This is a genomic window from Acinetobacter sp. SK-43, from assembly GCF_015351505.1.
Taxonomy (GTDB): Bacteria; Pseudomonadota; Gammaproteobacteria; order Pseudomonadales; family Moraxellaceae; genus Acinetobacter; species Acinetobacter junii.
Map to the genome: position 1 here is coordinate 1 of NZ_JADKPY010000078.1, position 25,796 is coordinate 25,796.

The 25,796-nt window shown below is 39.9% G+C and carries 22 protein-coding genes and 1 pseudogene; 11 read left to right on the top strand and 12 right to left on the bottom strand.

From position 1 onward, the window contains the following. Nucleotides 1-52: 52 nt before the first annotated feature. Nucleotides 53-610 (bottom strand): flavodoxin family protein, encoded by a 558-nt coding sequence (locus tag IRT38_RS14625; RefSeq protein ID WP_194598095.1) that lies wholly within the window; start codon nucleotides 608-610, stop codon nucleotides 53-55. A gap of 119 nt (nucleotides 611-729) precedes the next feature. Here IRT38_RS14625 and IRT38_RS14630 point away from each other — a divergent pair, with 119 nt between their 5' ends. Continuing rightward, entirely contained in the window at nucleotides 730-1,119 is a 390-nt protein-coding gene (locus IRT38_RS14630) for a winged helix-turn-helix transcriptional regulator (protein ID WP_194598096.1), read from the top strand. 35 nt (nucleotides 1,120-1,154) lie between these two features. Here the strand turns inward: IRT38_RS14630 and IRT38_RS14635 are convergent, their stop codons facing one another. The 5 genes from IRT38_RS14635 to lolA form a co-directional block, all read right to left on the bottom strand. Further along, the gene (locus IRT38_RS14635) at nucleotides 1,155-1,628 is read right to left on the bottom strand and encodes a tRNA (cytidine(34)-2'-O)-methyltransferase (protein ID WP_004908427.1); all 474 of its coding nucleotides are present in this window, start codon (nucleotides 1,626-1,628) and stop codon (nucleotides 1,155-1,157) included. A gap of 90 nt (nucleotides 1,629-1,718) precedes the next feature. Next, nucleotides 1,719-3,092 carry a siroheme synthase CysG gene (gene cysG, locus IRT38_RS14640; RefSeq protein ID WP_194598097.1) on the bottom strand — a complete coding sequence of 458 codons (1,374 nt, stop codon included), beginning with the start codon at nucleotides 3,090-3,092 and terminating at the stop codon, nucleotides 1,719-1,721. 70 nt (nucleotides 3,093-3,162) lie between these two features. Next, complete coding sequence (gene serS, locus IRT38_RS14645; RefSeq protein WP_004908431.1) at nucleotides 3,163-4,434, bottom strand: serine--tRNA ligase; 1,272 nt, start codon at nucleotides 4,432-4,434, stop codon at nucleotides 3,163-3,165. A 114-nt stretch (nucleotides 4,435-4,548) separates the two neighbouring features. Further along, nucleotides 4,549-5,304: an RsiV family protein gene (locus tag IRT38_RS14650; RefSeq protein ID WP_168154240.1), complete on the bottom strand. Its 756-nt coding sequence runs from the start codon at nucleotides 5,302-5,304 to the stop codon at nucleotides 4,549-4,551. A 112-nt stretch (nucleotides 5,305-5,416) separates the two neighbouring features. After that, a complete protein-coding gene (lolA, locus tag IRT38_RS14655) occupies nucleotides 5,417-6,112 on the bottom strand; it encodes an outer membrane lipoprotein chaperone LolA (RefSeq protein ID WP_004908434.1) in 696 nt (231 codons plus the stop codon). A gap of 295 nt (nucleotides 6,113-6,407) precedes the next feature. Between lolA and IRT38_RS14660 the strand changes: the two genes are divergently transcribed. Beyond that, nucleotides 6,408-7,277 carry a pirin family protein gene (locus IRT38_RS14660; RefSeq protein WP_194598098.1) on the top strand — a complete coding sequence of 290 codons (870 nt, stop codon included), beginning with the start codon at nucleotides 6,408-6,410 and terminating at the stop codon, nucleotides 7,275-7,277. A gap of 66 nt (nucleotides 7,278-7,343) precedes the next feature. On the opposite strand, the gene rpmA is transcribed toward IRT38_RS14660, so the two are convergent. Beyond that, nucleotides 7,344-7,598, bottom strand: a complete 255-nt coding sequence (gene rpmA / locus IRT38_RS14665; protein ID WP_004640422.1) for a 50S ribosomal protein L27 — start codon at nucleotides 7,596-7,598, stop codon at nucleotides 7,344-7,346. An 18-nt stretch (nucleotides 7,599-7,616) separates the two neighbouring features. Continuing rightward, a complete protein-coding gene (gene rplU, locus IRT38_RS14670) occupies nucleotides 7,617-7,928 on the bottom strand; it encodes a 50S ribosomal protein L21 (RefSeq protein ID WP_004652230.1) in 312 nt (103 codons plus the stop codon). A gap of 447 nt (nucleotides 7,929-8,375) precedes the next feature. Here rplU and sdsA point away from each other — a divergent pair, with 447 nt between their 5' ends. The 8 genes from sdsA to IRT38_RS14710 all read left to right on the top strand — a co-directional run bounded on the left by sdsA (nucleotide 8,376) and on the right by IRT38_RS14710 (nucleotide 19,034). Beyond that, entirely contained in the window at nucleotides 8,376-9,353 is a 978-nt protein-coding gene (gene sdsA / locus IRT38_RS14675; RefSeq protein WP_004950751.1) for an All-trans-nonaprenyl-diphosphate synthase, read from the top strand. Nucleotides 9,354-9,367: 14 nt separating this feature from the next. Continuing rightward, nucleotides 9,368-11,422: a site-specific recombinase gene (locus IRT38_RS14680; RefSeq protein WP_194598117.1), complete on the top strand. Its 2,055-nt coding sequence runs from the start codon at nucleotides 9,368-9,370 to the stop codon at nucleotides 11,420-11,422. Between the two features lie 152 nt (nucleotides 11,423-11,574). Further along, nucleotides 11,575-12,225: a phosphatase PAP2 family protein gene (locus tag IRT38_RS14685; RefSeq protein ID WP_004908447.1), complete on the top strand. Its 651-nt coding sequence runs from the start codon at nucleotides 11,575-11,577 to the stop codon at nucleotides 12,223-12,225. Next, on the top strand, nucleotides 12,212-13,474 hold the full coding sequence (locus IRT38_RS14690) for an efflux RND transporter periplasmic adaptor subunit (protein WP_194598099.1): 1,263 nt from the start codon (nucleotides 12,212-12,214) through the stop codon (nucleotides 13,472-13,474). Before IRT38_RS14685 ends, IRT38_RS14690 begins: the two co-directional genes overlap by 14 nt. Nucleotides 13,475-13,486: 12 nt before the next feature. Further along, nucleotides 13,487-16,660: a multidrug efflux RND transporter permease subunit AdeJ gene (gene adeJ, locus IRT38_RS14695; RefSeq protein ID WP_194598100.1), complete on the top strand. Its 3,174-nt coding sequence runs from the start codon at nucleotides 13,487-13,489 to the stop codon at nucleotides 16,658-16,660. Nucleotides 16,661-16,665: 5 nt separating this feature from the next. Beyond that, nucleotides 16,666-18,126: a multidrug efflux RND transporter AdeIJK outer membrane channel subunit AdeK gene (adeK, locus tag IRT38_RS14700; protein ID WP_194598118.1), complete on the top strand. Its 1,461-nt coding sequence runs from the start codon at nucleotides 16,666-16,668 to the stop codon at nucleotides 18,124-18,126. A gap of 108 nt (nucleotides 18,127-18,234) precedes the next feature. Next, nucleotides 18,235-18,585: a YbjQ family protein gene (locus tag IRT38_RS14705; protein ID WP_004950740.1), complete on the top strand. Its 351-nt coding sequence runs from the start codon at nucleotides 18,235-18,237 to the stop codon at nucleotides 18,583-18,585. Nucleotides 18,586-18,593: 8 nt separating this feature from the next. Further along, nucleotides 18,594-19,034 carry a YbjQ family protein gene (locus IRT38_RS14710; RefSeq protein ID WP_075696745.1) on the top strand — a complete coding sequence of 147 codons (441 nt, stop codon included), beginning with the start codon at nucleotides 18,594-18,596 and terminating at the stop codon, nucleotides 19,032-19,034. A gap of 42 nt (nucleotides 19,035-19,076) precedes the next feature. Here the strand turns inward: IRT38_RS14710 and IRT38_RS14715 are convergent, their stop codons facing one another. From IRT38_RS14715 to IRT38_RS14730, 4 genes and pseudogenes are all read right to left on the bottom strand, one after another. After that, on the bottom strand, nucleotides 19,077-19,784 hold the full coding sequence (locus IRT38_RS14715) for an adenine nucleotide alpha hydrolase (protein WP_194598101.1): 708 nt from the start codon (nucleotides 19,782-19,784) through the stop codon (nucleotides 19,077-19,079). Beyond that, the gene (locus IRT38_RS14720; protein WP_194598102.1) at nucleotides 19,781-20,587 is read right to left on the bottom strand and encodes an SDR family NAD(P)-dependent oxidoreductase; all 807 of its coding nucleotides are present in this window, start codon (nucleotides 20,585-20,587) and stop codon (nucleotides 19,781-19,783) included. The genes IRT38_RS14715 and IRT38_RS14720 overlap by 4 nt, the downstream gene beginning before the upstream one ends. Before the next feature lie 18 nt (nucleotides 20,588-20,605). Next, entirely contained in the window at nucleotides 20,606-21,268 is a 663-nt protein-coding gene (locus IRT38_RS14725) for a hypothetical protein (protein ID WP_194598103.1), read from the bottom strand. Nucleotides 21,269-21,385: 117 nt separating this feature from the next. Further along, nucleotides 21,386-22,066: pseudogene (locus IRT38_RS14730) on the bottom strand (hypothetical protein). 373 nt (nucleotides 22,067-22,439) lie between these two features. Here IRT38_RS14730 and IRT38_RS14735 point away from each other — a divergent pair. Then, the gene (locus IRT38_RS14735) at nucleotides 22,440-25,337 is read left to right on the top strand and encodes a valine--tRNA ligase (RefSeq protein ID WP_194598104.1); all 2,898 of its coding nucleotides are present in this window, start codon (nucleotides 22,440-22,442) and stop codon (nucleotides 25,335-25,337) included. Nucleotides 25,338-25,796: the final 459 nt, after the last annotated feature.

The following is a 25,796-nucleotide window of genomic DNA, read 5'->3' on the forward strand; positions in this document are numbered from 1 at the left end:
TTGATATTTGTGGGACAGCAGTGGCTTTATGCGCCTTTTTTATTGTCATCCATTAAGATGCATGAATTTTTTCAACAATATCTTTAACTCGTTTTGCATAGAGCTTAGCTGTTTCCAAATCACCTGAAGGAATTTCATCAACACCTGCATCTGATGGAGTTTGTACTAATAAACCAACAGAACCACCTAAATTGTTCACATCCTCACGGGTTGCTGTTTTAGTATTTGCTGGTAATAAGCCTAAACTTACCCAAACTCCACCATGTTGAGAGGCTAAAGTTTGTAAATGGATTAAGGTAACTTGTTTATCACCATTTAAACTTGCACTATTGGTAAAACCTGCAAAAACTTTATCTTTCCAGCTTTGTGTAAACCAGATTTTCGAAGATGCATCAGCGAATTTCTTAAATTGCCAAGGCGCTGCTCCCATATATGTTGGTGTACCAAAAACGATCCCCTGTGCTTGATTTAGCAGCTGCCAATCTTGTTCTGAAATATCACCATTTTGATCAATTTCGATTAAATCTGCTTGTATGCTTTGAGCAAATGTTTCAGCAACAACTTTCGTATGTCCATAACCAGAATAATAAACCACAGCAATGTTTGACATGAGAGAATCCTTATAATTTCAAAAAAGTTCGATTTAATGATATATTTTAGAAACTAGGTGTCAATTAGTTACCAATTGGTAACTATGTTGCTATTCGCATTAAATACTGGGTTAAAAAGATGAATACCGCATTAAAATATAATATTTATCAACAACATTGCCCTGCTCGGTTATTTTTTGAAAAAATTGCTGACAAATGGGTTTTACTGATTATCAATGTCCTCGCAGACGAAACTCAGCACTTCAATCTTTTAAAGAAAAATATTCAAGGTATTTCACCTAAAGTACTGTCTCAAAAACTAAAAATGCTAGAGCGAGATGGTTTTATCCAAAGACAAGTCCAAAATACCTCTCCAATACGTGTTGATTATTCATTAACATCGTTAGGACATGAAGTTGCCAAAATGGCATTTCAGTTAAAAGATTGGGCTGAAACTAATATTGAAAAAGTGATATCGGCTCAACAAAAATTTGATTCAAGCCCTAAACAAGAAAACGACTTAAAGTAGATCACTTTAAGTCGTTTTAGCACTTGAGCAATAAATTAAACTAAAGCTTTAAATCCTTGTTGACGCCAAGCTTCATAGACAATAACAGCAGTTGCATTAGATAGATTTAAACTTCTTGAGTTTTCAGCCATTGGTAATCTTATCCACTGCTCTTGTGGGAACATCATTCGGACATGCTCAGGTAAACCTCTAGTTTCAGGTCCCATCAATAAAGCAACTGGACGATTGAGATCAACTGTATGTGGTGTCGCACTGCCCTTGGTCGTAAGTGGAAAGACATGCTCAACACCTTTAGATTTGAGATCAGCAAGACACAACTCAATATTGTCCCATATCAACATTCTTGCCCATTCATGATAGTCCAAACCTGCACGCTTCAATTTTTTATCATCTAGCTCAAAACCTAAAGGTTTGACCAAATGTAGCTGAGCACCTGTATTAGCGCATAAACGAATGATATTACCTGTATTTGCTGGAATCTCAGGTTCGTATAGGACCACATGAATCACAAATTTTCTCTACTTTTCATAATCCCTCCTAGTCACCCTTTGAAAAAAGAGAGGAACTTCCCCTCTTTTTAAAGTGGGATTAGGAAAGATTTATTGCCATTTTAACTGTTCTCGTAGGCTCACAACTTCACCAATAATAGTTAAAGTCGGTGCTACGATATGATGTTCAGATACCTTTGTTGCAATATCAGCCAAAGTTCCAACAACAACTTTTTGTTCAGGCGTTGTACCTTTAGAAATCAATGCAACAGGCATCGTTGGACGTTGACCATGTGCAATCAGTTGCTCACAAATGCGTTCTAATCCGACCAAGCCCATGTACAGAACTAAAGTTTGGTTTTCATAGACCAATTCACTCCAAGGCAACTCTGGTGAACCTTCTTTTAAATGTCCTGTTAGAAACCGGACACTTTGCGCATAATCACGATGTGTTAACGGAATTCCTGCATAAGCGGAGCAACCTGAAGCCGCAGTAATCCCTGGCACAACTTGGAATGTCACATTGGCTTCAACCAATTCTTGAATTTCTTCACCACCACGCCCAAAAATGAATGGATCACCGCCCTTTAAACGGCAAACACGCTTACCTTGTTGTGCATATTCAACCAACAAAGCATTAATGCCTTCTTGCGGAACAGAGTGATTTGAACGTGCTTTACCCACATAAATTTTTTCGGCATCACGACGACACAAATCTAAAATCGGACCTGAAACCAAACGATCATAGATCACAACATCAGCTTGTTGCATCAAACGCAACGCTTTTAATGTCAATAACTCTGGGTCACCAGGTCCCGCACCAACGAGATATACTTCACCTTTAGGTGCAGACCATTCAGTTAGAGCTTGCTGGATCAGTTGGTTTGCAAGCTCAAGATTGTCATTGAAAACTTGTTCTTTTAGAGGACTTGCATATAAATTTTCCCAAAAGATACGTCGCTCATCTGGGTTAGAAATTTTTTCTTTAACTTGCTTACGCCATTGTCCAGAAAACTCAGCGAGTTTACCCATCCCGTGCGGCACAATAGTTTCAATCTGTGTACGCAATTGTCGAGACAATACTGGCGATGCCCCATTAGACGCAACAGAAATCACTAAAGGTGAACGATCAATGATTGCAGGTACCATGAAACGGCAATTAGGTATGTCATCAACACTATTGACTAAAATATTGCGCTGCTCACAATAATCAAATACGGCTTTATTTACATCTGCTTGGTCTGTCGCAGCAATCACTAAGCGATAGCGAGTATCAAGTACAGATTCTGAGAAGCTTTCTTGGATATACTGACCTGTTGATTTCTCAACTAAAATCATTAAATCAGGTTCAATCTCAGGTGCAACCACATCAATGATTGCACCTGCTTTGATCAATAAATTAGCTTTACGATAGGCAATACGCCCACCGCCTACAATCAGACAACGTTGCTGTTGCAACTTTAAAGAGATTGGAAATATTTCCACATCTAGCCTCTTCTATATTTTCTATCTGATTGAACTAAAGCAAAAACTATGCACAAAATCGATGCATGTTTTAATCAATGAAGCTTACGCCGCCCATATATGGACGTAAAACTTCTGGAATTTCGATTGAACCATCAGCACGTTGATAATTTTCCATTACCGCAAGCAAGGTACGCCCCACCGCAAGACCTGAACCATTCAATGTATGCACCAATTCAATCTTCTTCTGATCTACACGATAACGAGCTTTCATACGACGCGCTTGGAAATCACCCATATTTGAACAACTAGAGATTTCACGATAGGTATTTTGGCTCGGTACCCACACTTCGAGGTCATAAGTCTTAGTTGCGCCAAAGCCCATATCACCACCGCAGAGCAAAATCTTACGGTATGGCAAACCAAGTGCCTGTAAAATGCCCTCTGCATGTGCAGTTAATTCTTCAAGTGCCTGCATAGAGTGCTCAGGCTTAACGATTTGCACCATTTCGACCTTATCGAATTGATGCTGACGAATTAAACCACGGGTATCACGACCATAAGAACCAGCCTCACTACGGAAACATGGTGTATGTGCAGCATATTTTAACGGTAAACGATCTGCATCAATGATTTCATCGCGCACAAAGTTAGTAATCGGCACTTCGGCAGTAGGAATCAGGTAGTATTCCTTTTCACCTTGAAGCTTGAATAAATCCTCTTCAAACTTAGGTAATTGTCCTGTACCACGTAAAGTATCTGCATTTACTAAGTAAGGTACATAAGCTTCGGTATAACCATTTTTAAGCGTATGTGTATCTAGCATGAATTGAGTCAGGGCACGTTGCAAACGAGCCAATGGACCTTTCAACACGCTGAAGCGAGAACCTGTTAGTTTTGTTGCAGTCTCAAATTCAAGACCACCCATCCACTCACCGAGATCAGTGTGATCTTTAATTTCGAAATCAAACTGGCGTGGTGTACCCCATTTCAAGATTTCTAAATTGTCACTTTCATCTTTACCTTCAGGTACAGATTCATCAGGCAGGTTTGGAATCGCCAGTGATTTTTGTTCTAACTCAGTTTGAAGTTCTGCCAAAGCAACTTCAGCAGCTTTGATTTCGTCACCAATGGCAGACATACGTGCCATGATTTCGGAAGCATCTCCACCAGACTTTTTGATTTGACCAACTTGTTTAGCACCCGCATTGCGTTCAGCTTGTAAATTCTCAGCTTTTGACTGCAATTCTTTACGGCGAACTTCTAAATCAGCCCATTCTTGCGCATTAAGCTGAACACCACGTTTTGCTAAAGCAGCGTTTACTGCTTCAATATTATTTCTGAGTAATTTTGGGTCAATCATAATCAATCATGAATAGAGAAAAAACTGGCTATAGTGTAAGGCTTTAACCCAAAAAAATACAGCGATAGACAACAAAGACTCAGCACCTACACATGTTGAGATGCTGAAAATCAATTAATTGGGTTCTTTTGGTAAACTTGGTAAATATTCAGCTTTAATAAACTGTTTCGCTGCATAATAGGGCAACGTTAACTCACTCATTCCTTCAGCATAAGATGCAAGCTCATATAAAGGATAGACAAAAACAATACCATTCACTCCGTAGTAATAATTGTCACTGAGCTGTAAATCTTGTTTTTTAATATTATGATCTTCTAACCAGTTCTGATTAGACGCATATAGTTCATCACGCAGTTTGGTATTCATCTCAGGTTTAATCAACTCACTGACGGTGATATGTTTTTTATTAGAAAGATCAAAATTCACAAACTCTTGATGTGACATACCATGTGCTGCGCCCGCAGAATATGAATACGACTGAATCGCAAATGTCGCTAAATTATAATTTTGTCCTATAAAACGAACGTATGTACTACTCTCACTCAATGAAGGTTCATCTGCAGGAACTTTAACTTTCTGATCAGGAAGATTAGCAAAAGCATTCGGCTCAGCTTTTTTCATACGATTGACAAAATATTCATCGATCCATTTTTGATTGGTTTCGACGGTTTGCAAATCGTAATTGGTACAACCATCCTCCAAACAAACTTTTTGCTTGGGAAGCTTAATTGGAATTACTTTTGCTTGGATTAATGGTATGTCTAATTTTGCAGTTTCTTTGGATGATTCTTGTTTAGGTTGGCATCCGACTAAAGCAACAACTATAAGAATTGGAATAAGTTTTGATAATTGTGAAGTATTCATCGTCATGCAAGTCTCTGATGTTTTTCTTCACTATACAAAGCCTTGTGAGGATATAAAATTTAAAAATGTATCTTTCAGACAAGAAAAAGCCGCAAATATGCGGCTTTTTTTTAACTGATTACTGATCAATAATATCTGTACCTTTAGGTGGTGCAAAATTAAATACTGATGCAGGGATCTTTGGATTGACTTTAATATTGCTGAATCGAACATAAGTCGTTTGACCTAAAGAATCCTGTAAAATCATCAGGTTTGGTGCTTTATTTGCACCAAAACTAATCGTCATGCTTTGGAAAGCGCTGTCCTCTTGTTTTGGATACAAAGTGTAATAAAGTTTAGTACGGTCAGGCTGCGTCACACGATAAGACTGCATGATCTGATTGGTATTGCCTGATAACAATAATGCTGGTGTATTGGCAATTTGATCATCTAAACTCTGACGAACAGCTTGTTGTAAATCTGGATCATAAATCCAAACAAGCTTACCTGTGGTCACAATGGTCTGCTTCGCTGGGCTAGTCGTTTCCCAATAAAACTTTCCAGGACGTTCTACTTTCATTGTACCTTTGAAAGTTTGATTCATATGTTGTGCAGTTAAGCTTTTATTTTTGCTCGGCTTACTGTTCGTAACTTTTGTAGTTTGTTCAAAATCTGCTGTTAAACGTTGCAAGCCAGATAACTGCTTCACCAAACTTGAGGTTGCTTGCTGAGCAGATGCGGCTGTTGGTGCAGCAGATAACTGTGTACTCACAACTGGAGCCAGTGTCATTGCACCAATTGTTGCAGCATATGCCATTTTTTTTACGAAATTCATAAAATGAACCTTCTATCAGATTTCTACTGTTATGACGACATCTTACTGTTTTTGATCATTAAAAAAATGAAGAAAAGCACAGGTTTTGTGTATTTCGTGTCGCAAAGTTCAGCATTATGTATGAAGATGCGGTCTTTATGTAGAAATTGTAAGGATGCAAATCCACAATTTGACAAGATTTTAAAATCAATCATGTAGCTAAATTTTTAGATATAGAAATTATTAATAAAGAATAGACTAGACCTGAATCAACTTTTTGATAGTCTTACTAGAATTTATAAAATAAGCATAAACTATGAAAAGTCTTGCATTCATCCATCGAAATGACACTCGATTCGCTATTGGCGACTTTTACCCTGCACTTTCAGTATTCTCTTACCATGAACTTGGTAATACAACATCGCCCTTTCTACTGCTCGATCATTTAGGACCAGGAAAACTCGAACCTAAAAGCAAAAAGAAAGGTGTAAATGAGCATCCGCATCGCGGTTTTGAAACCGTGACCTTTGTATTTGCGGGTGAATTACAACATAAGGACTCCACAGGTGGCGGTGGATTGATCAAACGAGGTGATGTTCAGTGGATGACTGCTGCCTCAGGAATACAACACATAGAACAGTTTAGTTCCGAGTTTCGTGAAAGTGGTGGTCCCTTTGAAATGGTACAACTCTGGGTAAATTTACCAGCCAAAGACAAAATGTCTGCCCCTCGCTATCAAAGTTTATTAAATGAAGATATCCCTAAAGTTATTCTCGATGATCAAACTAGCTATATTCGCATAGTTGCTGGTGAGTTAAATCAAACAACTGGAATCGCAAAAACATTTACTGCGATGAATGTCTTTGACATACATCTTGTGAAAGACCAACAAATTACATTTCCTGCTGCCGAGGGTACGACAACCTTGATCTACTTGCGTAAAGGTAAAGTACAGTTTTCTTCTGATGAAGAATCTCTCGAAGAACAAGCGATGGCTGTCATGTCGAGCTTAGGAACTGGCGTTCAAATCAACGCTCTAGAAAACTGTGATTTATTATTTTTATCAGCACAGCCCTTAAACGAGCCAATTAATGGACAAGGGCCTTTCGTCATGAATAGTTATGATGAAATTTTACAGGCTTATGATGATATTAAGACAGGAAAATTCGGACACTATTCTAATTAGACACCTTATAAATTGTATACCGATAAAAAAACCCGCTAAAAGCGGGTTTTTCTGAACTATTAAAACTTACGCTTCAACAGTTACATAGCGACGGCCAAATTGACCTTTCACTTCAAATTTTACTACGCCGTCAGCAGTAGCAAATAAAGTATGGTCACGACCCATACCAACATTCGCACCAGCGTGGAACTCAGTACCACGTTGACGAACGATGATGTTACCAGCAGTTACAGTTTGACCACCGTAAACTTTAACACCTAACATCTTAGGATTCGAATCACGACCGTTCTTCGTCGATCCACCGGCTTTTTTAGTTGCCATGTCTATTTACTCCTCGTGTTAGCCTGCGATACCAGTAATTTTCAACTCGGTAAACCATTGACGGTGACCTTGTTGCTTACGGTAGTGTTTACGACGACGCATTTTGATGATGCGGATTTTGTCGTGACGACCATGGCCAACTACTTCTGCAGTTACTTTTGCGCCAGCTACAACTGGAGCACCGATTTGAATGTTGTCACCGTTAACAACCATTAATACGTCATCAAACGTAATAGTCGCGCCAGTTTCAGCTTTCAATAATTCTACTTTAAGGGTTTCACCCTCAACAACACGGTGCTGTTTACCACCGCTTTGGATTACTGCGTACATATGTACTCCAACATGCCCGTGTCGTCGTGTCGATAAAGGGATATATCGATCTTAAAACGAACGCCACTGGGGTTATACAAGGGGACAAATTTTAAGTGAAATTTGATCAAACAACAAGTCATTTTATACAAATGCAAATAGATTCAATCAATTTTTAGATTTTCTAATAAAATCAATTAGATTGAAGTTCTACAGTTTTGATTGATTCTTTCTGTGATTTGCAATACATTTTTAAAAACAAATTGCGACAATAACAAACTGTGTTTTTACAAAGTCATAAGTAAAGTAATGATGTTTGGTGGGCAAGCTCTTTTTTCTGTCTAAATTAAGACCAAAAAACTCATCATAATGTTTTAAATGACGGATTACACAGCCTGTATAACTGTTTAGCAACAGATTAATTGATACACTTAGCGCATTACCCACCTATACGAGGTTTTTCTTCATATGGTTATCGATTTTAAGCAAGACGTTCTTTCCCCTGTTGCGACAGATTTTGCTGCGATGGATTACCTGATCAATGAAGGAATTAGCTCTAAAGTTGGCTTAGTCATGTCTGTAAGCAAACACGTCGTAGAAGCTGGTGGGAAGCGTATGCGCCCAATCATGTGCTTACTGGCTGCAAAAGCTTGTGGATTGGCAAATATGCAGCAAGCACAACATTTAGCTGCCATCATTGAAATGCTTCATACTGCAACTTTAGTGCATGATGATGTAGTCGATGAATCAAACCTCCGCCGTGGTCGCCCAACAGCAAATGCAACGTGGAACAATCAAACTGCTGTTTTGGTGGGTGATTTCTTAATAGCACGTTCATTTGATCTATTGGTTGATTTAAATAACATCACACTATTAAAAGATTTCTCTACAGGCACATGTGAAATTGCTGAAGGTGAAGTTTTACAACTTCAATCTCAGCATCAACCTGAAACAACCGAAGAAACATATTTGCGCATTATTCATGGTAAAACATCTCGTTTGTTTGAACTTGCTACTGAAGGCGCAGCTATTTTGGCAGGTACAGAAGAGTACCGTGAACCTCTTCGTCGCTTCGCTGGTCATTTTGGAAATGCCTTTCAAATTATTGATGATATTTTGGATTACACATCTGATGCTGAAACATTAGGTAAAAATATTGGTGATGATTTGATGGAAGGTAAACCTACTTTACCGTTAATTTCAGCATTGGCTCATTCGACGGGTGAAGAACATGAGATTATCCGTCGTAGTATCGCCACTGGTGGTATCGAGCATCTAGATAAAGTTATTCAAATCGTGCATAACTCGGGCGCAATCGAATATTGCCAAAAGCGTGCCCAACAAGAAACGGATGGCGCATTAGAGGCTTTAAAAGCCTTACCTGATAATGAATATCGACAAGCACTGATCAATTTGACCTTAATGGCCTTACACCGACTTCAATGATGTTCTAATTGCCTATGCATTTAAATTTATCTGATTTATTTTTAAAAATGCAGGAACAGCTTGAACTACCTCAAGCTGCTCTTGACGAAAACCTAATTATTGAACTGGTCAATCGTATACGACCATCTGATCCTAACGATGCCAATGAAGTAAAATCACGTATTGATGCATTGGTTAGGATTTTATTACTCACTCCTGCATCCTCCATTTTGCTTCAAAACTTTTTATTGCGCCTGATTAGCCAATATAAACAAATTAGCTTGTATGCCGACAGTGGCATTCTCTCTTTGGATGGCTTTTGGAACCAGTTAAGCCAACGATTAGGCGCTCATTTTCTTCCTTTAATTGAAGATGGTCAGCAACTCAGAACATTAGTGGGTAAAGTTTTTCACCAAGAAACTGATAGCGATTGGTTAGCTTTAATTGATACACAAGATTGGATTCGTTTATTTAGCTTAATCAGTGAAAGTCATAGCAATAGTAAAGAAAAACTCTATTCTAAAAATGAATTAATAAAAGCGATTACTGTTCTTTCATATCGAATCAGTGGCATTGGCTTATATCCTGAGTTTATTAATGCCTTACCTGACATTATTGAATACGAATCTCCTTTTCTGGTTCAAAACCGAGAAATTGTCGAATTTATTGAGAAGTATAAAAAGCAGATCGAAGATCAAGATAGCATTGTAGTTCTCCCGCCTCCTGATGCATCACAAGCATTTGTTATGCTGGATCAATGTCGCGAAGTTGTACTCAAAATCCGCAGAGCAACCAAGCGTATTGGTGTAAGTATCAGTTTGACTTATTTACTCTCGCTTTTAGAACAAGCACTTGATCGAATTGAATTATTGCTTAGTTTATTGGTCAGCAAAAATGAAATTCGATACCGATCATTGGGTGAGTTAATCACAGATCTAACTCAAGCGAATTATGATGAAAAAAGTGTGCGTCACTTACTCAGCTCTACCAGTGAGTTAATTGCGTTACAAGTTACTGAGAATGCAAGTAAGACAGGCGAACATTATGTAAGTACTGACAAAACTGGCTTTTGGGGAATGTATAAGGCTGCTGCGGGTGCAGGTGCAATTATTGCGACTATGGCAACCTTAAAAATACTGACAGCGCGTTTGGTCTTGGCCCCATTTGGACATGCATTTCTATATAGCATGAACTATGCGTTGGGTTTTATGCTGATTCATGTTCTGCATTTCACAGTTGCAACTAAACAACCAGCAATGACAGCTGCTGCTCTCGCAGCAACAGTGCAACATCAAAAAGGTAGTAAAACAGCACAAATTGCTGAACTCGCAGCTTTAATTATTAATATTATTCGTACTCAATTTGTGGCTATCCTCGGCAATATTTCGATTGCGATTCCAGTAGCTGCACTTATTACTTTCTTATGGCAATACAACTTACATGAACCTTTGCTTTCACCTGTTAAAGCAAGTAAAACACTGCACTCCTTAAATCCATTCACTTCTTTGGCCGTTCCACATGCAGCAATTGCTGGTGTGTGCTTATTTTTATCAGGTTTACTTGCAGGATATTTCGATAACCTAGCCGTATATCGAAAGGTAGGTCCTCGTTTAAAACAGCATCTTCGTTTGAAACGTTTAATGGGACAAGAAAGACTGGATAAGTTTGCTAATTATATCGAAACCAACTTAGGTGCTTTAGCTGGTAACTTCTTGTTCGGTATCATGCTTGGAAGTATGGGAACCATTGGTTTTATTCTAGGCTTACCACTAGATATTCGTCACATTGCCTTTGCATCTGCAAATTTTATACAAGGCTTAATGACTATTAGTGGATCACCTGATATTGGTCTAATCCTTGTATCGTTTCTTGGTGTCATGCTTATTGGTTTAACCAACCTATTTGTTAGCTTTACTCTGACTATTATTGTTGCTTTGCGCGCTCGTCGAGTACGTTTCGCACAATGGAAACCATTGGCAAAATTGGTACTCACCCACTTCTTAACACGACCAAGTGATTTCTTTTGGCCACCAAAACAACCAATCGAAGTAGATGATGATGCATCAAGTGAACAAAAAGTGAGACATTAATCAATTTTTGTTATGTTTTTTTACTGAACCTTAAAAAAATCTGAAAATGAAATTATCATAAAATTTCAAGACTTGACCAAAAGTGTACTCGAAAGTACACTTTCAAACATTATATAACCCTGAACAATGGTTAAGCAAATAATGAGGTTCGCATGCCGTACCTACTGCTTTGTATTGGTTGCATTTTTTTGATAATCGGTGTGATTGGGCTGTTTTCTCCAAGCATATCAAATTTAGACCTTAGAGGTGTTCAAATGCTATTTGAACACCGTTCGTTTGCGCTTAACCACGTAGCCGTTCTGTTTTCTCGCCTAGGAGGCATGCCCTTTTTACTGGTTTTAACGTCGTTTTTTTGTATCCATCAAATTCGAAAGAAAAACTATAAAAAGGTCATATTTGTCGCCCTGAGCGTGATCGGTAGCATTGTGATTGGTTGGCTTCTGAAATGGGGCATTGATCGACCAAGACCATTGGCGTTTTATCATTTAGTTCAAAGTTATGGAGCATCCTTCCCAAGTGCCCATAGCCTGTATGCTGCAACCCTATCGAGTTTAGTTCTGTTGCTATCACAACAGCACAAATATCGTTCCAGTATCGTTTTAGTATCTGTTTTATGGTTAATAATCATGGGGATATCTAGAGTTTATGCAGGGGTTCATTACCCAACTGATGTATTGGCTGGTTGGGGTATTGGGTTGATTTTGACTTCGTTGCTTTGGTTTTGGCTGTATCAAAGCAATTTCAGCAACAATTTGTTTTTAGATAAAAAATCTAAATTGAGGTGGAACAATGATGTCGGCTAAGCTTTGGGCACCTGCCCTCACTGCTTGCGCATTAGCAACAAGCATTGCGCTTGTTGGTTGTAGCAAAGATCCTAAAGATGAACAGCAAGCTGCTGCTGCTCAAAAAATGCCGCCTCCAGAAGTTGGTGTTATCGTTGCTCAACCACAAAGTGTTGAACAAAATGTTGAACTTTCTGGGCGCACTTCTGCGTATCAAATATCAGAAGTTCGTCCACAAACGGGAGGCGTTATTTTAAAGCGTTTATTTGCTGAAGGCAGTTATGTCGAAGCAGGTCAAGCGCTTTATCAAATAGATGCTAATACCAACCGTGCAACTGCTGACAATGCTCGTGCAGCTTTATTGCGTCAGCAAGCTAATTTAAATGCATTGCGTGTGAAAGAAAATCGTTATCGCCAATTGGTTGGTACTAACGCCGTTTCTAAACAAGAATATGATGATATTAATGCTCAAGTAAAATTGGCTGAAGCTGATGTAGCTGCAGCTCAGGCAGCATTGAAAAATGCTGAAATTACTTTAGGTTATTCAACTGTTCGCGCACCAATCTCAGGGCAATCTAGTCGTTCTTCGGTAACTTCTGGTGCTTTAGTTACTGCAAACCAAGCAGATCCGTTGGTGACAATCCAACAACTTGATCCAATCTATGTAGATATCAATCAATCAAGTGCTGAAATGCTCCGTTTACGTCAGCAGTTGAGTAAAGGTAGTTTAGATAGTAGTAATAATACGCGCGTCAAACTCACACTTGAAGATGGTTCAGATTATCCTATCGAAGGACAACTCGCATTCTCTGGTGCGAGTGTTAACCCTGAAACAGGATCAGTCACTTTACGTGCCGTTTTCCCAAATCCAAACCACCTGTTGTTACCAGGTATGTATGCAACTGCCAAGATTTCACAGGGCATCATTCCAAATGCCTACCTGATTCCACAGGTGGCTGTGTCACGTCTACCAACAGGACAGGCGATTGCCTTGATTGTAAATGCGAAGAATACGGTTGAAGCGCGCCCAATCACAACGGTTGGTGTGAAAGCTCAGGACTGGATTGTCACCGATGGCTTACAGGCGGGTGACAAGATTGTGGTTGATGGTGTTGCCAAGGTTAAGGAAGGCCAGCAAGTTTCTGTAAAACCTTACCAGCCACAGGCAAAAGCACCACAAGGTCAAAATGCTACACCACCAGCCGCCGCTGAACAACAAAAGCAAGCCGATTCAGCAAAAGCTGAACAAAAAGCTACTTCACAAGCTTAAGGGGTAGATTGCATGGCTCAATTTTTTATCCATCGCCCAATTTTTGCATGGGTGATAGCACTGGTAATTATGCTGGCGGGTATTCTCACCCTCACCAAAATGCCAGTTGCGCAATACCCAACAATTGCACCGCCCACGGTGACAATTTCTGCAACATATCCAGGTGCTTCAGCTCAGACTGTTGAGAATACGGTTACTCAAATCATTGAACAGCAAATGAATGGTTTGGATGGTTTGCGTTATATCTCTTCAAACAGTGCGGGTAATGGTCAAGCATCGATCAACTTAAACTTCGAACAAGGCATTGATCCTGATATCGCCCAAGTACAAGTTCAAAACAAACTGCAATCAGCAACAGCACTGTTACCTGCTGACGTACAACGTCAAGGTGTAAAAGTGACGAAGTCTGGTGCAAGCTTCTTGCAAGTTATTGCATTTTATTCGCCAGATAACAGCCTTTCTGCTTCTGACATTAAAGATTATGTGAACTCAAATATTTCTGAGCCACTGAGTCGTGTGGCAGGTGTAGGTGAACTCCAAGTATTTGGTGGTTCATATGCAATGCGTATCTGGTTAGATCCAGCAAAGCTGACTAGCTTTAACTTGACGCCAAATGATGTTGCAACTGCTATTCGTGCACAAAACTCGCAAGTTGCGGTAGGTCAATTAGGTGGTGCCCCAGCAGTTCAGGGACAAGTTTTAAATGCGACAGTTAATGCACAAAGTATGTTGCAGACTCCAGAGCAGTTTAAAAACATTTTCCTAAAAAATGCTGCTAATGGCGCACAAGTGCGTTTAAGTGATGTTGCACGTGTTGAGTTAGGTTCAGACAACTATCAGTTTGACTCTAAGTTCAATGGTAATCCTGCAGGTGGTGTCGCGATTAAACTTGCGACGGGTGCAAATGCGCTAGATACAGCTGCTGCAGTTGAAAAACGTTTATCAGAATTACGTGTTAACTATCCAAGTGGTTTAAAAGATAAACTTGCTTACGATACGACACCATTCATTAAGCTTTCGATTGAAAGTGTAGTACAAACACTGATTGAAGCTGTTGTTCTGGTATTTATCGTCATGTTCCTGTTCTTACAGAACTGGCGTGCGACGATCATTCCGACACTCGCAGTCCCTGTAGTTGTATTGGGAACTTTTGCGGTAATCAATATTTTCGGCTTCTCAATCAACACGCTCACCATGTTTGCGATGGTGCTTGCGATTGGTCTGTTGGTCGATGATGCGATTGTAGTCGTCGAGAACGTCGAACGTGTTATGCAAGAAGAACACCTTGAACCTGTACCTGCTACTGAAAAGTCGATGGGTCAAATTTCTGGTGCTTTGATTGGTATCACTAGTGTATTAACGGCGGTATTCGTACCAATGGCCTTCTTCGGGGGGACAACTGGTGTAATTTACCGTCAATTCTCTATCACTTTAGTAACGGCAATGATTTTATCTTTGATCGTTGCGTTAACGTTTACCCCTGCCCTTTGTGCAACGTTATTAAAACAACACGATCCAAACAAAGAACAAAGCAACAGTATCTTTGCGCGTTTCTTCCGTGGTTTTAATAGTGGGTTCGAAAAACTTTCAGAGAAATATCAAGGTGGCGTCAACCGTATGACCCATCATAAGTTGTTCTCTGGAGTCATTTATATCATTGTTATTGCTGCTTTAGTTGGTTTATACAAGATGTTGCCTTCGTCTTTCTTACCTGAAGAAGACCAAGGTGTTGTTATGACACTTGTTCAATTACCACCGAGTGCAAGTCTTGAAAGAACAGATAAAGTCATCACCACTATGACTGATTACTTCTTAAATAAGGAAAAAGAGCATGTAGAGTCGATCTTTACTGTGTCTGGCTTCTCATTTACAGGGGTTGGTCAAAATGCTGGTCTTGCTTTCATCAAATTGAAAGACTGGAGCGAGCGTACAACACCTGAATCACAAATTGGTGCCATCATTCAACGTGGTATGGCATTGAACATGATCGTAAAAGATGCATCTTACATCATGCCATTACAGCTTCCTGCAATGCCTGAATTGGGCGTATCGTCTGGTTTTAATATTCAGTTGAAAGATGTAAGTGGTCAAGGTCATGAAAAACTGATCGCTGCTCGTAACGCTATTTTAGGTATGGCATCACAAGACAAACGTCTTGCAGGTGTACGTCCGAATGGTCAAGAGGATACTCCTCAGTACAAAATCACAGTTGACCAAGCGCAAGCTGGTGCAATGGGTGTGAGTATTAGTGATATTAACAGCACCATGAGCATGGCTTGGGGTGGTTCTTATATCAATGACTTCGTTGATCGTGGTCGTGTGAAAAAAGTTTATGTTCAAGGTGAAGCCGATACTCGCATGATGCCTGAAGACCTAAACAAATGGTATGTACGCAATAACAAAGGTGAAATGGTTCCATTCTCAGCTTTTGCTAAAGGTGAATGGACGTATGGTTCACCACGTTTAGAACGTTACAACGGCGTATCTTCTGTGAACATTCAAGGTTCTCCTGCACCAGGTGTCAGCTCAGGTGACGCGATGTTAGCAATGGAAGAAATCATTGGTAAGTTACCATCGATGGGCTTACAAGGTTTCGACTATGAATGGACAGGCTTATCTTTGGAAGAGCGTGATTCTGGTAACCAAACAGTTCCATTACTCATTCTTTCATTATTGATCGTGTTCCTGTGTCTTTCAGCATTGTATGAAAGCTGGGCGATTCCAATTTCGGTATTGTTAGTTGTACCACTAGGTATTATTGGTGCTTTCACGATGACATGGTTAGGAATGGTAATTAAAGGTGATCCAAACTTATCCTTTAACATTTATTTCCAAGTCGCAATCGTAGCCGTGATTGGTCTTTCTGCAAAAAATGCGATCTTGATCGTAGAGTTTGCAAAAGAGCTGCAAGAAAAAGGCGAAGAGTTATTTGAAGCAACATTACATGCTGCAAAAATGCGTTTACGTCCGATTATCATGACTACACTTGCATTCGGATTTGGTGTTTTACCATTAGCCCTTGCAAGTGGTGCGGGTGCAGGTAGTCAACATTCTGTTGGTTATGGTGTACTGGGTGGCGTAATTTCTTCAACACTTTTAGGTATCTTCTTCATCCCTGTATTCTTCGTGTGGATTCGTAGTATCTTTAAGTACAAACCTAAAACTTTAAATACTCAGGAGCATTGATCGTGATGCAAACTGTTTGGTCTATTTCCAGTCGTGGCATTGCAATCTCTGCACTCGCGCTGTCTTTGGCTGCCTGCCAAAGCATGCGTGGGCCAGAGCCTGTTGTGAACACAGCGATTCCTGAAAGCTTTGCGTCATATAGTAATGCTTCTGGAACTTCTATCGCAGAACAAGGCTACAAAGACTTCTTTGCTGACCCTCGTTTATTACAAGTGATTGATATGTCACTTGCCAATAACCGTGACTTGCGTACAGCGGCGTTGAATATTCAAAAAGCTCAACAGCAGTACCAAATTTCAGAAAACAACCAATTACCAACGATTGGGGCAAGTGGTAGTGCGGTTCGCCAAGTCACGCCATCTCGTGATCCAAACAACCCCTACTCGACTTACCAAGTTGGCTTAGGTTTAACGGCTTACGAGTTAGATTTCTGGGGTCGAGTTCGTAGCTTGAAAGACGCTGCTTTAGATAGTTATCTTGCGACACAAAGTTCACGTGATGCAACTCAGATCAGCTTAATTGGACAAGTGACACAAGCATGGTTGAATTATTCATTCGCCAGTGCACAACTCAAACTTGCAGAGCAAACGCTCAAAGCACAGCAAGAGTCGTTTAACTTGAACAAAAAACGTTTCGATGTCGGAATTGATAGTGAGATTCCATTACGTCAGGCGCAAATTTCGGTTGAAACCGCACGTAATGATGTTGCCAACTACAAAACACAGATCGCACAAGCACAAAACTTGTTAAATTTACTTGTTGGTCAAACAGTTCCTCAAAACTTATTGCCACAACAGCAAATTTCTCAAATTACCAAACAAAGCGCTTTAAGTGCTGGTTTACCAAGTGACTTGCTCAATAATCGTCCTGACGTCAAAGTGGCTGAGTATCAACTGAGTGCTGCGGGTGCAAATATAGGTGCTGCGAAAGCACGACTATTCCCAACGATTAGTTTGACGGGTTCAGCAGGCTATGCATCAACAGATTTAAGTGATTTGTTTAAATCTGGCAACGCGCTTTGGTCAATTGGGCCAAATATTAGCTTGCCAATCTTCGATTGGGGTACACGTAAAGCCAACATCAAGATTTCAGAGACTGATCAGAAAATTGCCTTGGCAAACTATGAAAAGTCAGTTCAATCTGCTTTCCGTGAAGTGAATGATGCCTTGGCAACCCGTGCCAACATTGGTGATCGTTTAACCGCGCAACGCCGTTTAGTGGATGCAACCAACACTACCTATAAGCTGTCTAACGCCCGTTTCCGTGCAGGTATTGATAGTTATTTAACCGTGTTGGATGCCCAGCGTTCAGCGTATTCGGCTGAGCAAGGTTTACTGCTGTTACAGCAGGCAAACCTGAACAACCAAGTTGAGCTTTACAAAACATTGGGTGGTGGACTCAAAGCGTCTTCAACTGAGACGATTGCACGCCAACCATCTAGCGCTGAAAAAAATAGCGCTCAATAATAAAAAACTTTGTCATAAAAAAGCTCACTTCGGTGAGCTTTTTTATTGCATGCATGCGGAATATTTCTTATCTTCAATACTGAAATATTAAAGACTTAGAAAAACGCTATGTTATTAAGCAGTTTAGAATCAGTTCCTGGTCACGAGATTTTACGTCAGCTAGATGTCGTTTACGGCAGTACGGTACGCAGTAAACATGTTGGTCGAGATCTTATGGCAGGATTAAAAAACATTGTTGGTGGTGAACTAACAGGCTATACAGAGTTGCTTGAAGAATCTCGCCAAGAAGCGACACAACGTATGATCGATAAAGCACGTGCTTTAGGTGCCAACGCTATCGTCGGTATTCGTTTCTCGACATCAAATATCGCACAAGGCGCATCAGAACTTTTTGTTTACGGCACTGCGGTTATTGTTCAACCTAAAGCACCCACACTTCCAGACCCATTTAGTGCATAGGCAAATATATGGATGGTTTAATTTTACAAATCGTTCTTTTCTTAATTCTGTTCACTGTAGGTTGGGGATTCGGTCGTCATATCGAACAAAAACATCTGCGTGAATTGGATGAAAAAGAAAAACAATTTGCTCATATTCGCATTGATAGCAATCGATTCGTCGAAACTGAATCAAATGGACAACTGGTAAGTAGCAATGTCGTCATTTCACATGACTACTTTAAATATGTGCTTGCGACAATTAGAAATTTTCTAGGTGGTCGTCTGACCAGTTATGAAAGTATTGTTGAACGAGCACGACGTGAAGCAATCATTCGACTCAAACAAGAAGCACATGCAATTGGTGCTAGCCATATCATGGGGGTTCGTCTCAGCACAACTGAACTCGGTATGCAAGGTGGGATGGTTGAAGTCTTTGCATATGGAACAGCGATCTATCAGCCATCTTGAAGACGTATGTCCTGTTGCACATGCTGCATCAGGACAACTCCGTTACCCTGCAAAAATCGCTTGCCAATAGTGATAGGTTTTTTCTTCCCCATTCTCTAATTTAAAGTCATAAGACATTTGACGAGTTTCTACAATCTCAAATTCAACGGGTTGTTTGAACAATGCTCCAGCATAAGCAAAAGTATGGTATTCGCCATTTTCTCCGCAGATATCGACATCCTCAGGCATCCGTTCTATCAATGCTGCATCTATATCTTGACCAATAAAAGAACGATCCAATTTACTGGCATCTGTGACGATGATTTTAGTTCTAATGCCTGAATCCAAAAAGTTTTGCATCACTTCAGTCGAATCAAGATTCCAGATTGGCTCGACCACTTCAATTCCTAAAGGATGTAAACGGTCTTCTCGATATTTACGCACGTCACTGAGATAAATATCACCAAAAATAAAGTGTTCTACCCCCTGTGCCTTGAAATGCTGAGCAGCATCTAACATGCGCTGTTCATAAACAGGCAGGTTCTTGGGTAAAAATACAGGGTAAAGTGGAATACCTATACTTTCAGCTTGTTTCATCAATAATGAAAATGGAATCGCATGCATAGATGACAATTCCGTTTCCTCATTGACTGTGGTCAACAAAGCAACCACTTCGAATTGTTTTTGCTGTAAGACAGTATAAAGTGCGAGGGCAGAATCTTTTCCGCCACTCCAATTAAAAACGGCTTTCTTAGGTGTTTGCACTATCATTTAACTCGTGTTTTACGAATCATTTTATATAACAAGCTTGGTGATAAGCGAGAGACCAATACTCCGAGTTGTTCTTTTTTCCCGCCAACAACAATATATTCATCACCTGCCATTAATGAACTCACCACTCGTTCAGCAAATACATCGGCTTCAAGTCCATTTTCAATCGCTTCATCCTGATGTCCTTGTGGTTTACCTTCACCATTTAAAGCATTAAACGAAACATTGGTTTTCACAAAACCAGGGAAGACAACAGAAACTTCCACACCTGCTTTCACAACCTCAGCACGTAAACTATTTGCCCACATGTGAATCGCTGCTTTCGCTGCAGAATAACTTGCTCGATATTGGGTGCCTAATAGACCCGCAACGCTCGATACAAAAACAACTCGTCCAGATTTTTGCTTTAACAGGGTTGGTAACACAGTTTTGGTAAAAAACACTTGTGAAAAATAATCTACTTCCATGATCGCACGTTCAGTTTGCATAGTCGTATCTTGAATCAATGCACGTTGACTCAAACCTGCATTATTAATCAGCCAATCAATACGTCCTTTACACGCGAGAACTTGTTCATAGGCATGACGTACTTGTGATTCATCCGTAATGTCTGCTGCAATCGAAAGATGTTGTTCAGGCTTGAGTAAACCAACACGAACAGACTCCAATTCATCATAGCGACGTGAGGTCAGTACCACTTGAGCACCTTGTAAAGCGCACTCTCGTGCCAAAGCTTTACCTAAGCCCGAAGATGCACCTGTAATCCATACGACTTTATTTTCAAGACTTTTAAGTTTCGCCATGTCATATATCTCCTTTATTTATGCAGGGTAACGCATAAATTTAAGAAAGTGATCTACATAAGTTGCCGCAGCTTGTTGATCAAGTTTAGTACCTAATTTTTCTAAACGCTTATACCCTAAATGTGTCGTCATATTAATGACGCCATTTAAGGTTTTATCGACTACAAAATTAAATTTTAGGCTCTTTTTCGGCTCACGAATTAAATGAGTGACACCTACATCAATCACTTCTGTGAGCAACTTCAGTGAATTGGCAATTTCCCGACTTTCCCCTTCAGCTAATTTTTGACTCGAAGCTTTAACCTGTTGAGTCAACTGTTGCTCAATCGGATAAGTCATATATACCGACTCATCTTCAACTCGAATTGTTTTAGATAAATGTTCAATCAATGGAACTAGACGATCATTCCCAAAGAATGACACTGACCATGGCATATATTTTCGGATTGCTTCTAAAATCTGCTGAATCACTTTTTCAGATTCACCTGTGAGTGAATGATGTTGATTGTCTTGCAATAGCACCATAAAAACTTGTTCTATCACTTCACATGCAATTTCAGATAAAACTGCCCCCAAAGCATTTGCTTGGCTTTCTTTACTACCCTGTAAGAGCTGCGTACGGATGTGAGCAAATCGCGCGTATGTATCGGCATGAATATTTAAAAAAACGGCAGTGTTCATTCTAATCACCCTATTCTAGATTCCATAAAATAAGGGCTTATTCAATAAGCCCTTATTCATCCTTAGATTCTGTTTTTCTTTCATTTTTGGCTTTTCAAATGCTGAATTTACCACATTCTATTCACGATCAACATGCATAAATGCCAAAAAGTGATTCACACAATCTGATGCCGCACTACTATCGACTTGATCACTCATTTTTTCCAATCGCTTATAACTTAAATCTGCGGTCATATTGATGACACCATTTAAAGTTTTATCAATCATCATATTGAAATTCAGTCATTTCTTTGGCTCTCGAATTAGATTCGTCACCCCTGAGTCCACGATTTGAATCAGGGTCTGAAAAACATCTACCATGTCATGAATTTCATTATTATGAAGTCGATTGGCTAATGAATGTACCTGTTGAACCAATCCACGATCAATCGGATAAGATACATAGACCTGTTCATCGTGATATTTGATCATATCCGAAAAATAATTCACAAAAGGACATAAACGTTAATTGCTAAATAATGCGATTGACCACGGCATATATTTACGCACAGCAGCAAGAATTTGCTGAATCACCTTCTCAGATTCAGCAGTGTATTTTTGTGAAAGCAAAGTTGGTTGACGATTTTGAATCAATAACACAGAAAAAACTTGCTCGACGATATCACATGCAATTTCTGAAAGAACCTCACCCAATACACGTGACTGACTTTCTTTGATCCCTAGATTTAACTGCTGACGAATAGCTTCGAATCGTCCATGTGTACCTTGGTCAATTTTCAACAAAATTGAATAGCTCATACCCGTTATGCCTATTATGTTCGCATTTTTATATTGTTGTTTTATGCATCTACATCTTTTATTTATGTGATCCAGTACACATAAATTTAACGTTTTTGTCTAAAAAACCACCGCATTTCGTCGGCTTTCTGAATTAAGCACATACAGCATCGTATCTACTCTCATTCGGAGACATACCACTTATTTTTTAAACTGAAAAAGTAAGGCTAATTTATGATGACACATAACAAGTTGATCACTTGGATGGATCGATCTAAATAAGAATGCATCTGCTTAGATTTGAAACCGATCCACATGACCGAAATGCCTACAGAAGCGAGGATTTTTTGCTACAATAGATGCAATTTTTTATTCTATTTTGATCTTCTGTACTATGACTGACGCTCAATCTGCTCAAAATATCGCAACAACTTACGATCCAACCGAGATCGAAAAGAAGTGGTATCAAATCTGGGAACAAAACGGTTATTTCAAACCATCAGGTCAAGGTGAATCATTCTGTATCATGATTCCACCACCAAACGTTACGGGTAGCTTGCACATGGGTCATGGCTTTAACAATGCCATCATGGATGCACTGACTCGTTATAACCGTATGATGGGTAAAAATACCTTGTGGCAACCTGGAACCGACCATGCTGGAATTGCAACACAGATGGTTGTGGAGCGTCAACTTGGTCTACAAGGGATTAACCGCCATGACTTAGGTCGTGAAAAGTTCATCGACAAAGTATGGGAATGGAAAGAACAATCAGGCGGAACAATTACACGTCAAATCCGTCGTTTAGGCTCATCAGTCGATTGGTCACGTGAACGCTTCACGATGGATGAAGGTTTATCCAATGCTGTAAAAGAAGTGTTTGTTAAACTTCACGAAGATGGTTTGATCTATCGTGGTAAGCGTTTGGTGAATTGGGATCCAAAACTACAAACTGCCCTGTCTGATCTTGAAGTTGAAAGCAAAGAAGAAAAAGGCTCATTGTGGCACTTTAAATATTTCTTTGAAGACAAGTCGCTTAAAACCAAAGATGGCAATGACTACCTTGTAGTTGCAACGACACGTCCTGAAACATTGTTGGGCGATACAGCCGTAGCGGTACATCCTGAAGATGAACGCTATGCACACCTTATCGGTAAAAACATTGTTCTACCGATCACAGGTCGTTTAGTTCCTGTTGTTGCTGATGAATACGTTGAAAAAGATTTCGGTACAGGCTGTGTAAAAATCACGCCTGCGCATGACTTCAATGACTATGAAGTAGGTAAACGTTGTGGTCTAGCGATTATCAATATCTTCAACAAAAATGCAGAAGTTTTGGCTGAGTTTGAATACATCGCTAAAGCGGGTGAGCAAATTTCACAACTACTTCCTGCGCCTGCTGACTATATCGGTTTAGAGCGTTTTGCAGCACGTAAGAAATTGGTTGAACAAGCTGAGGCTGAAGGCTGGTTAGATCAAATTCAACCTTATGATTTAAAAGCACCACGCGGTGACCGTTCAGGTGTGATCGTTGAACCATTATTGACAGACCAATGGTATGTGAAAATTGCACCACTTGCTGAGCCTGCAATTGAAGCAGTTCAAGATGGTCGTATCAAATTTGTTCCTGAGCAATACACCAACATGTATATGTCTTGGATGCGTGATATTCAAGATTGGTGTATCTCTCGTCAACTCTGGTGGGGGCACCGTATCCCTGCTTGGTATGATGCAGAAGGCAACATTTACGTGGGTCGCAACGAAGAAGAAGTTCGTAGCAAAAACAACATCGCTGCTGACGTAGAACTGAAACAAGACGAAGACGTTTTGGACACATGGTTCTCATCTGCACTGTGGACATTCTCAACTTTAGGTTGGACTGGCGACGCACAAAAAGATGCAGCAAATGATTTCCTTAAAACCTTCCATCCAACAGATGTGTTGGTGACTGGTTTTGACATTATCTTCTTCTGGGTTGCACGTATGATCATGATGACCATGCACTTCATGAAGAATGAAGATGGTTCATCACAAGTTCCATTCAAGACGGTTTACGTTCACGGCTTAGTACGTGATGGTGAAGGTCAGAAAATGTCGAAGTCTAAGGGTAACGTCCTTGATCCATTAGATTTGATCGACGGTATTGATTTAGAAAGCCTAGTTGCGAAACGTACTACTGGCTTAATGAATCCAAAAGATGCTGCGAAGATTGAGAAATCAACTCGTAAAGAATTCCCAGAGGGCATCAATGCTTATGGTACGGACGCAGTACGTTTCACCTTCTGTGCGCTTGCAAACACAGGTCGTGACATCAAGTTCGACTTAAAACGTGTTGAGGGCTACCGTAACTTCTGTAACAAGATTTGGAACGCAACTCGTTTCGTTCTGATGAATGTTGAAGGTCAAACGGTTGGTCAAGAAGCACGCCCTGATCTTTGGGAACTTCCAGAACAGTGGATCATCAGCCGTTTGCAAAAAGCAGAAGCTGCGGTACATCAAGCATTTGCAACATATCGTCTAGACCTTGCTGCACAAGCGATCTATGACTTTATCTGGAATGAATACTGCGACTGGTACGTTGAGTTAACTAAGCCTGTTCTCAATGATGCCAATGTATCTGAAGAGCGTAAAGCTGAAGTGCGCCGTGTACTTCTTGCGGTGATGGAAGCATCTTTACGTTTAGCTCACCCAATTATGCCGTACTTGACTGAAGAAATTTGGCAGACCCTTGCGCCAATGCTCGGCATTCAAGGCGAAACCATTATGACTGCGGCATACCCTGTGCCTGCTCAAGAGAAAATCAATGAGCAAGCTGAAGCGGACATGCAGTGGTTACAAGGTTTGATCGGTGCGGTGCGTAACATCCGTGGTGAAATGGGCTTGGGTAATGCGCGTTTATTGCCAGTATTGCTTAAGAATATTTCTGATGCAGAACGTGAACAAATCATCCGTATCGAAGCGTTGTTCAAAGCACTCGCAAAAGTTGAAAGCATTGAGTTCTTGACCAATGAGCAAGAGCCACCTCTTTCATGCTCAAGTGTTGTAAGCCATGCCTCTGTATTTGTACCGATGAAAGGCTTAATTGACCCTAAAGCTGAATTGGGTCGTTTGCAGAAGGACTTGGATAAGGTTCAAAAGCAGCATGATCAAATTGCCAATAAACTTGCAAATGAAGGTTTTGTCGCTAAAGCACCAGCAGCCGTAGTTGAAGGTGAAAAAGTGAAACTCGCTGAGTTTGCTGATCAGTTAAGTAAAATTAAAGCAAGTATGGAGCAAATTGCTGCGCTTTAATGTGTTGTTAATTTAATCTATTTTGTGTATAAAGGGCTGAATATTCAGCCCTTTATTTTTAACCATATGAAAGATTTTTTCCAAGACTTTTTTACCAAAAATATCACTAATAACGATAATAGAACTGTTAACAATAATATTGTAATTGAAGGTCAAAATAATCCATTTGAGAAAACAAAGGATGAAGAACATCTAAGTCGATTAAAAAGTGTTTATGAAATTACGATAGCAACAAGAAACTTAGAAATTGGACAATTAGTTCAAAGAAATAATTTTTTTATGATATTTCAGGGTGTTTTATTTGCATGCTTAATTTACTCAAGCAATACTGTCCCATACGTCCATCTAATTCTTTGTTAGGTAGGATTTTATGTTGCCTATTCTCAGACTGCTGTAGCGGCGGGAGCTAAATATTGGCAAGAATTTTGGGAGAAAAAATTAGAAACTATAGAACAGCAT

Bases quoted from the DNA above. Each gene is read 5' to 3' on its own strand.
- IRT38_RS14625 (WP_194598095.1), bottom strand. From the start codon at position 610: ATGTCAAACATTGCTGTGGTTTATTATTCTGGTTATGGACATACGAAA.
- IRT38_RS14630 (WP_194598096.1), top strand. From the start codon at position 730: ATGAATACCGCATTAAAATATAATATTTATCAACAACATTGCCCTGCT.
- serS (WP_004908431.1), bottom strand. From the start codon at position 4,434: ATGATTGACCCAAAATTACTCAGAAATAATATTGAAGCAGTAAACGCT.
- IRT38_RS14650 (WP_168154240.1), bottom strand. From the start codon at position 5,304: ATGACGATGAATACTTCACAATTATCAAAACTTATTCCAATTCTTATA.
- lolA (WP_004908434.1), bottom strand. From the start codon at position 6,112: ATGAATTTCGTAAAAAAAATGGCATATGCTGCAACAATTGGTGCAATG.
- IRT38_RS14660 (WP_194598098.1), top strand. From the start codon at position 6,408: ATGAAAAGTCTTGCATTCATCCATCGAAATGACACTCGATTCGCTATT.
- rpmA (WP_004640422.1), bottom strand. From the start codon at position 7,598: ATGGCAACTAAAAAAGCCGGTGGATCGACGAAGAACGGTCGTGATTCG.
- rplU (WP_004652230.1), bottom strand. From the start codon at position 7,928: ATGTACGCAGTAATCCAAAGCGGTGGTAAACAGCACCGTGTTGTTGAG.
- sdsA (WP_004950751.1), top strand. From the start codon at position 8,376: ATGGTTATCGATTTTAAGCAAGACGTTCTTTCCCCTGTTGCGACAGAT.
- IRT38_RS14680 (WP_194598117.1), top strand. From the start codon at position 9,368: ATGCATTTAAATTTATCTGATTTATTTTTAAAAATGCAGGAACAGCTT.
- IRT38_RS14685 (WP_004908447.1), top strand. From the start codon at position 11,575: ATGCCGTACCTACTGCTTTGTATTGGTTGCATTTTTTTGATAATCGGT.
- IRT38_RS14690 (WP_194598099.1), top strand. From the start codon at position 12,212: ATGATGTCGGCTAAGCTTTGGGCACCTGCCCTCACTGCTTGCGCATTA.
- adeJ (WP_194598100.1), top strand. From the start codon at position 13,487: ATGGCTCAATTTTTTATCCATCGCCCAATTTTTGCATGGGTGATAGCA.
- adeK (WP_194598118.1), top strand. From the start codon at position 16,666: ATGCAAACTGTTTGGTCTATTTCCAGTCGTGGCATTGCAATCTCTGCA.
- IRT38_RS14705 (WP_004950740.1), top strand. From the start codon at position 18,235: ATGTTATTAAGCAGTTTAGAATCAGTTCCTGGTCACGAGATTTTACGT.
- IRT38_RS14710 (WP_075696745.1), top strand. From the start codon at position 18,594: ATGGATGGTTTAATTTTACAAATCGTTCTTTTCTTAATTCTGTTCACT.
- IRT38_RS14715 (WP_194598101.1), bottom strand. From the start codon at position 19,784: ATGATAGTGCAAACACCTAAGAAAGCCGTTTTTAATTGGAGTGGCGGA.
- IRT38_RS14720 (WP_194598102.1), bottom strand. From the start codon at position 20,587: ATGGCGAAACTTAAAAGTCTTGAAAATAAAGTCGTATGGATTACAGGT.
- IRT38_RS14725 (WP_194598103.1), bottom strand. From the start codon at position 21,268: ATGAACACTGCCGTTTTTTTAAATATTCATGCCGATACATACGCGCGA.
- IRT38_RS14735 (WP_194598104.1), top strand. From the start codon at position 22,440: ATGACTGACGCTCAATCTGCTCAAAATATCGCAACAACTTACGATCCA.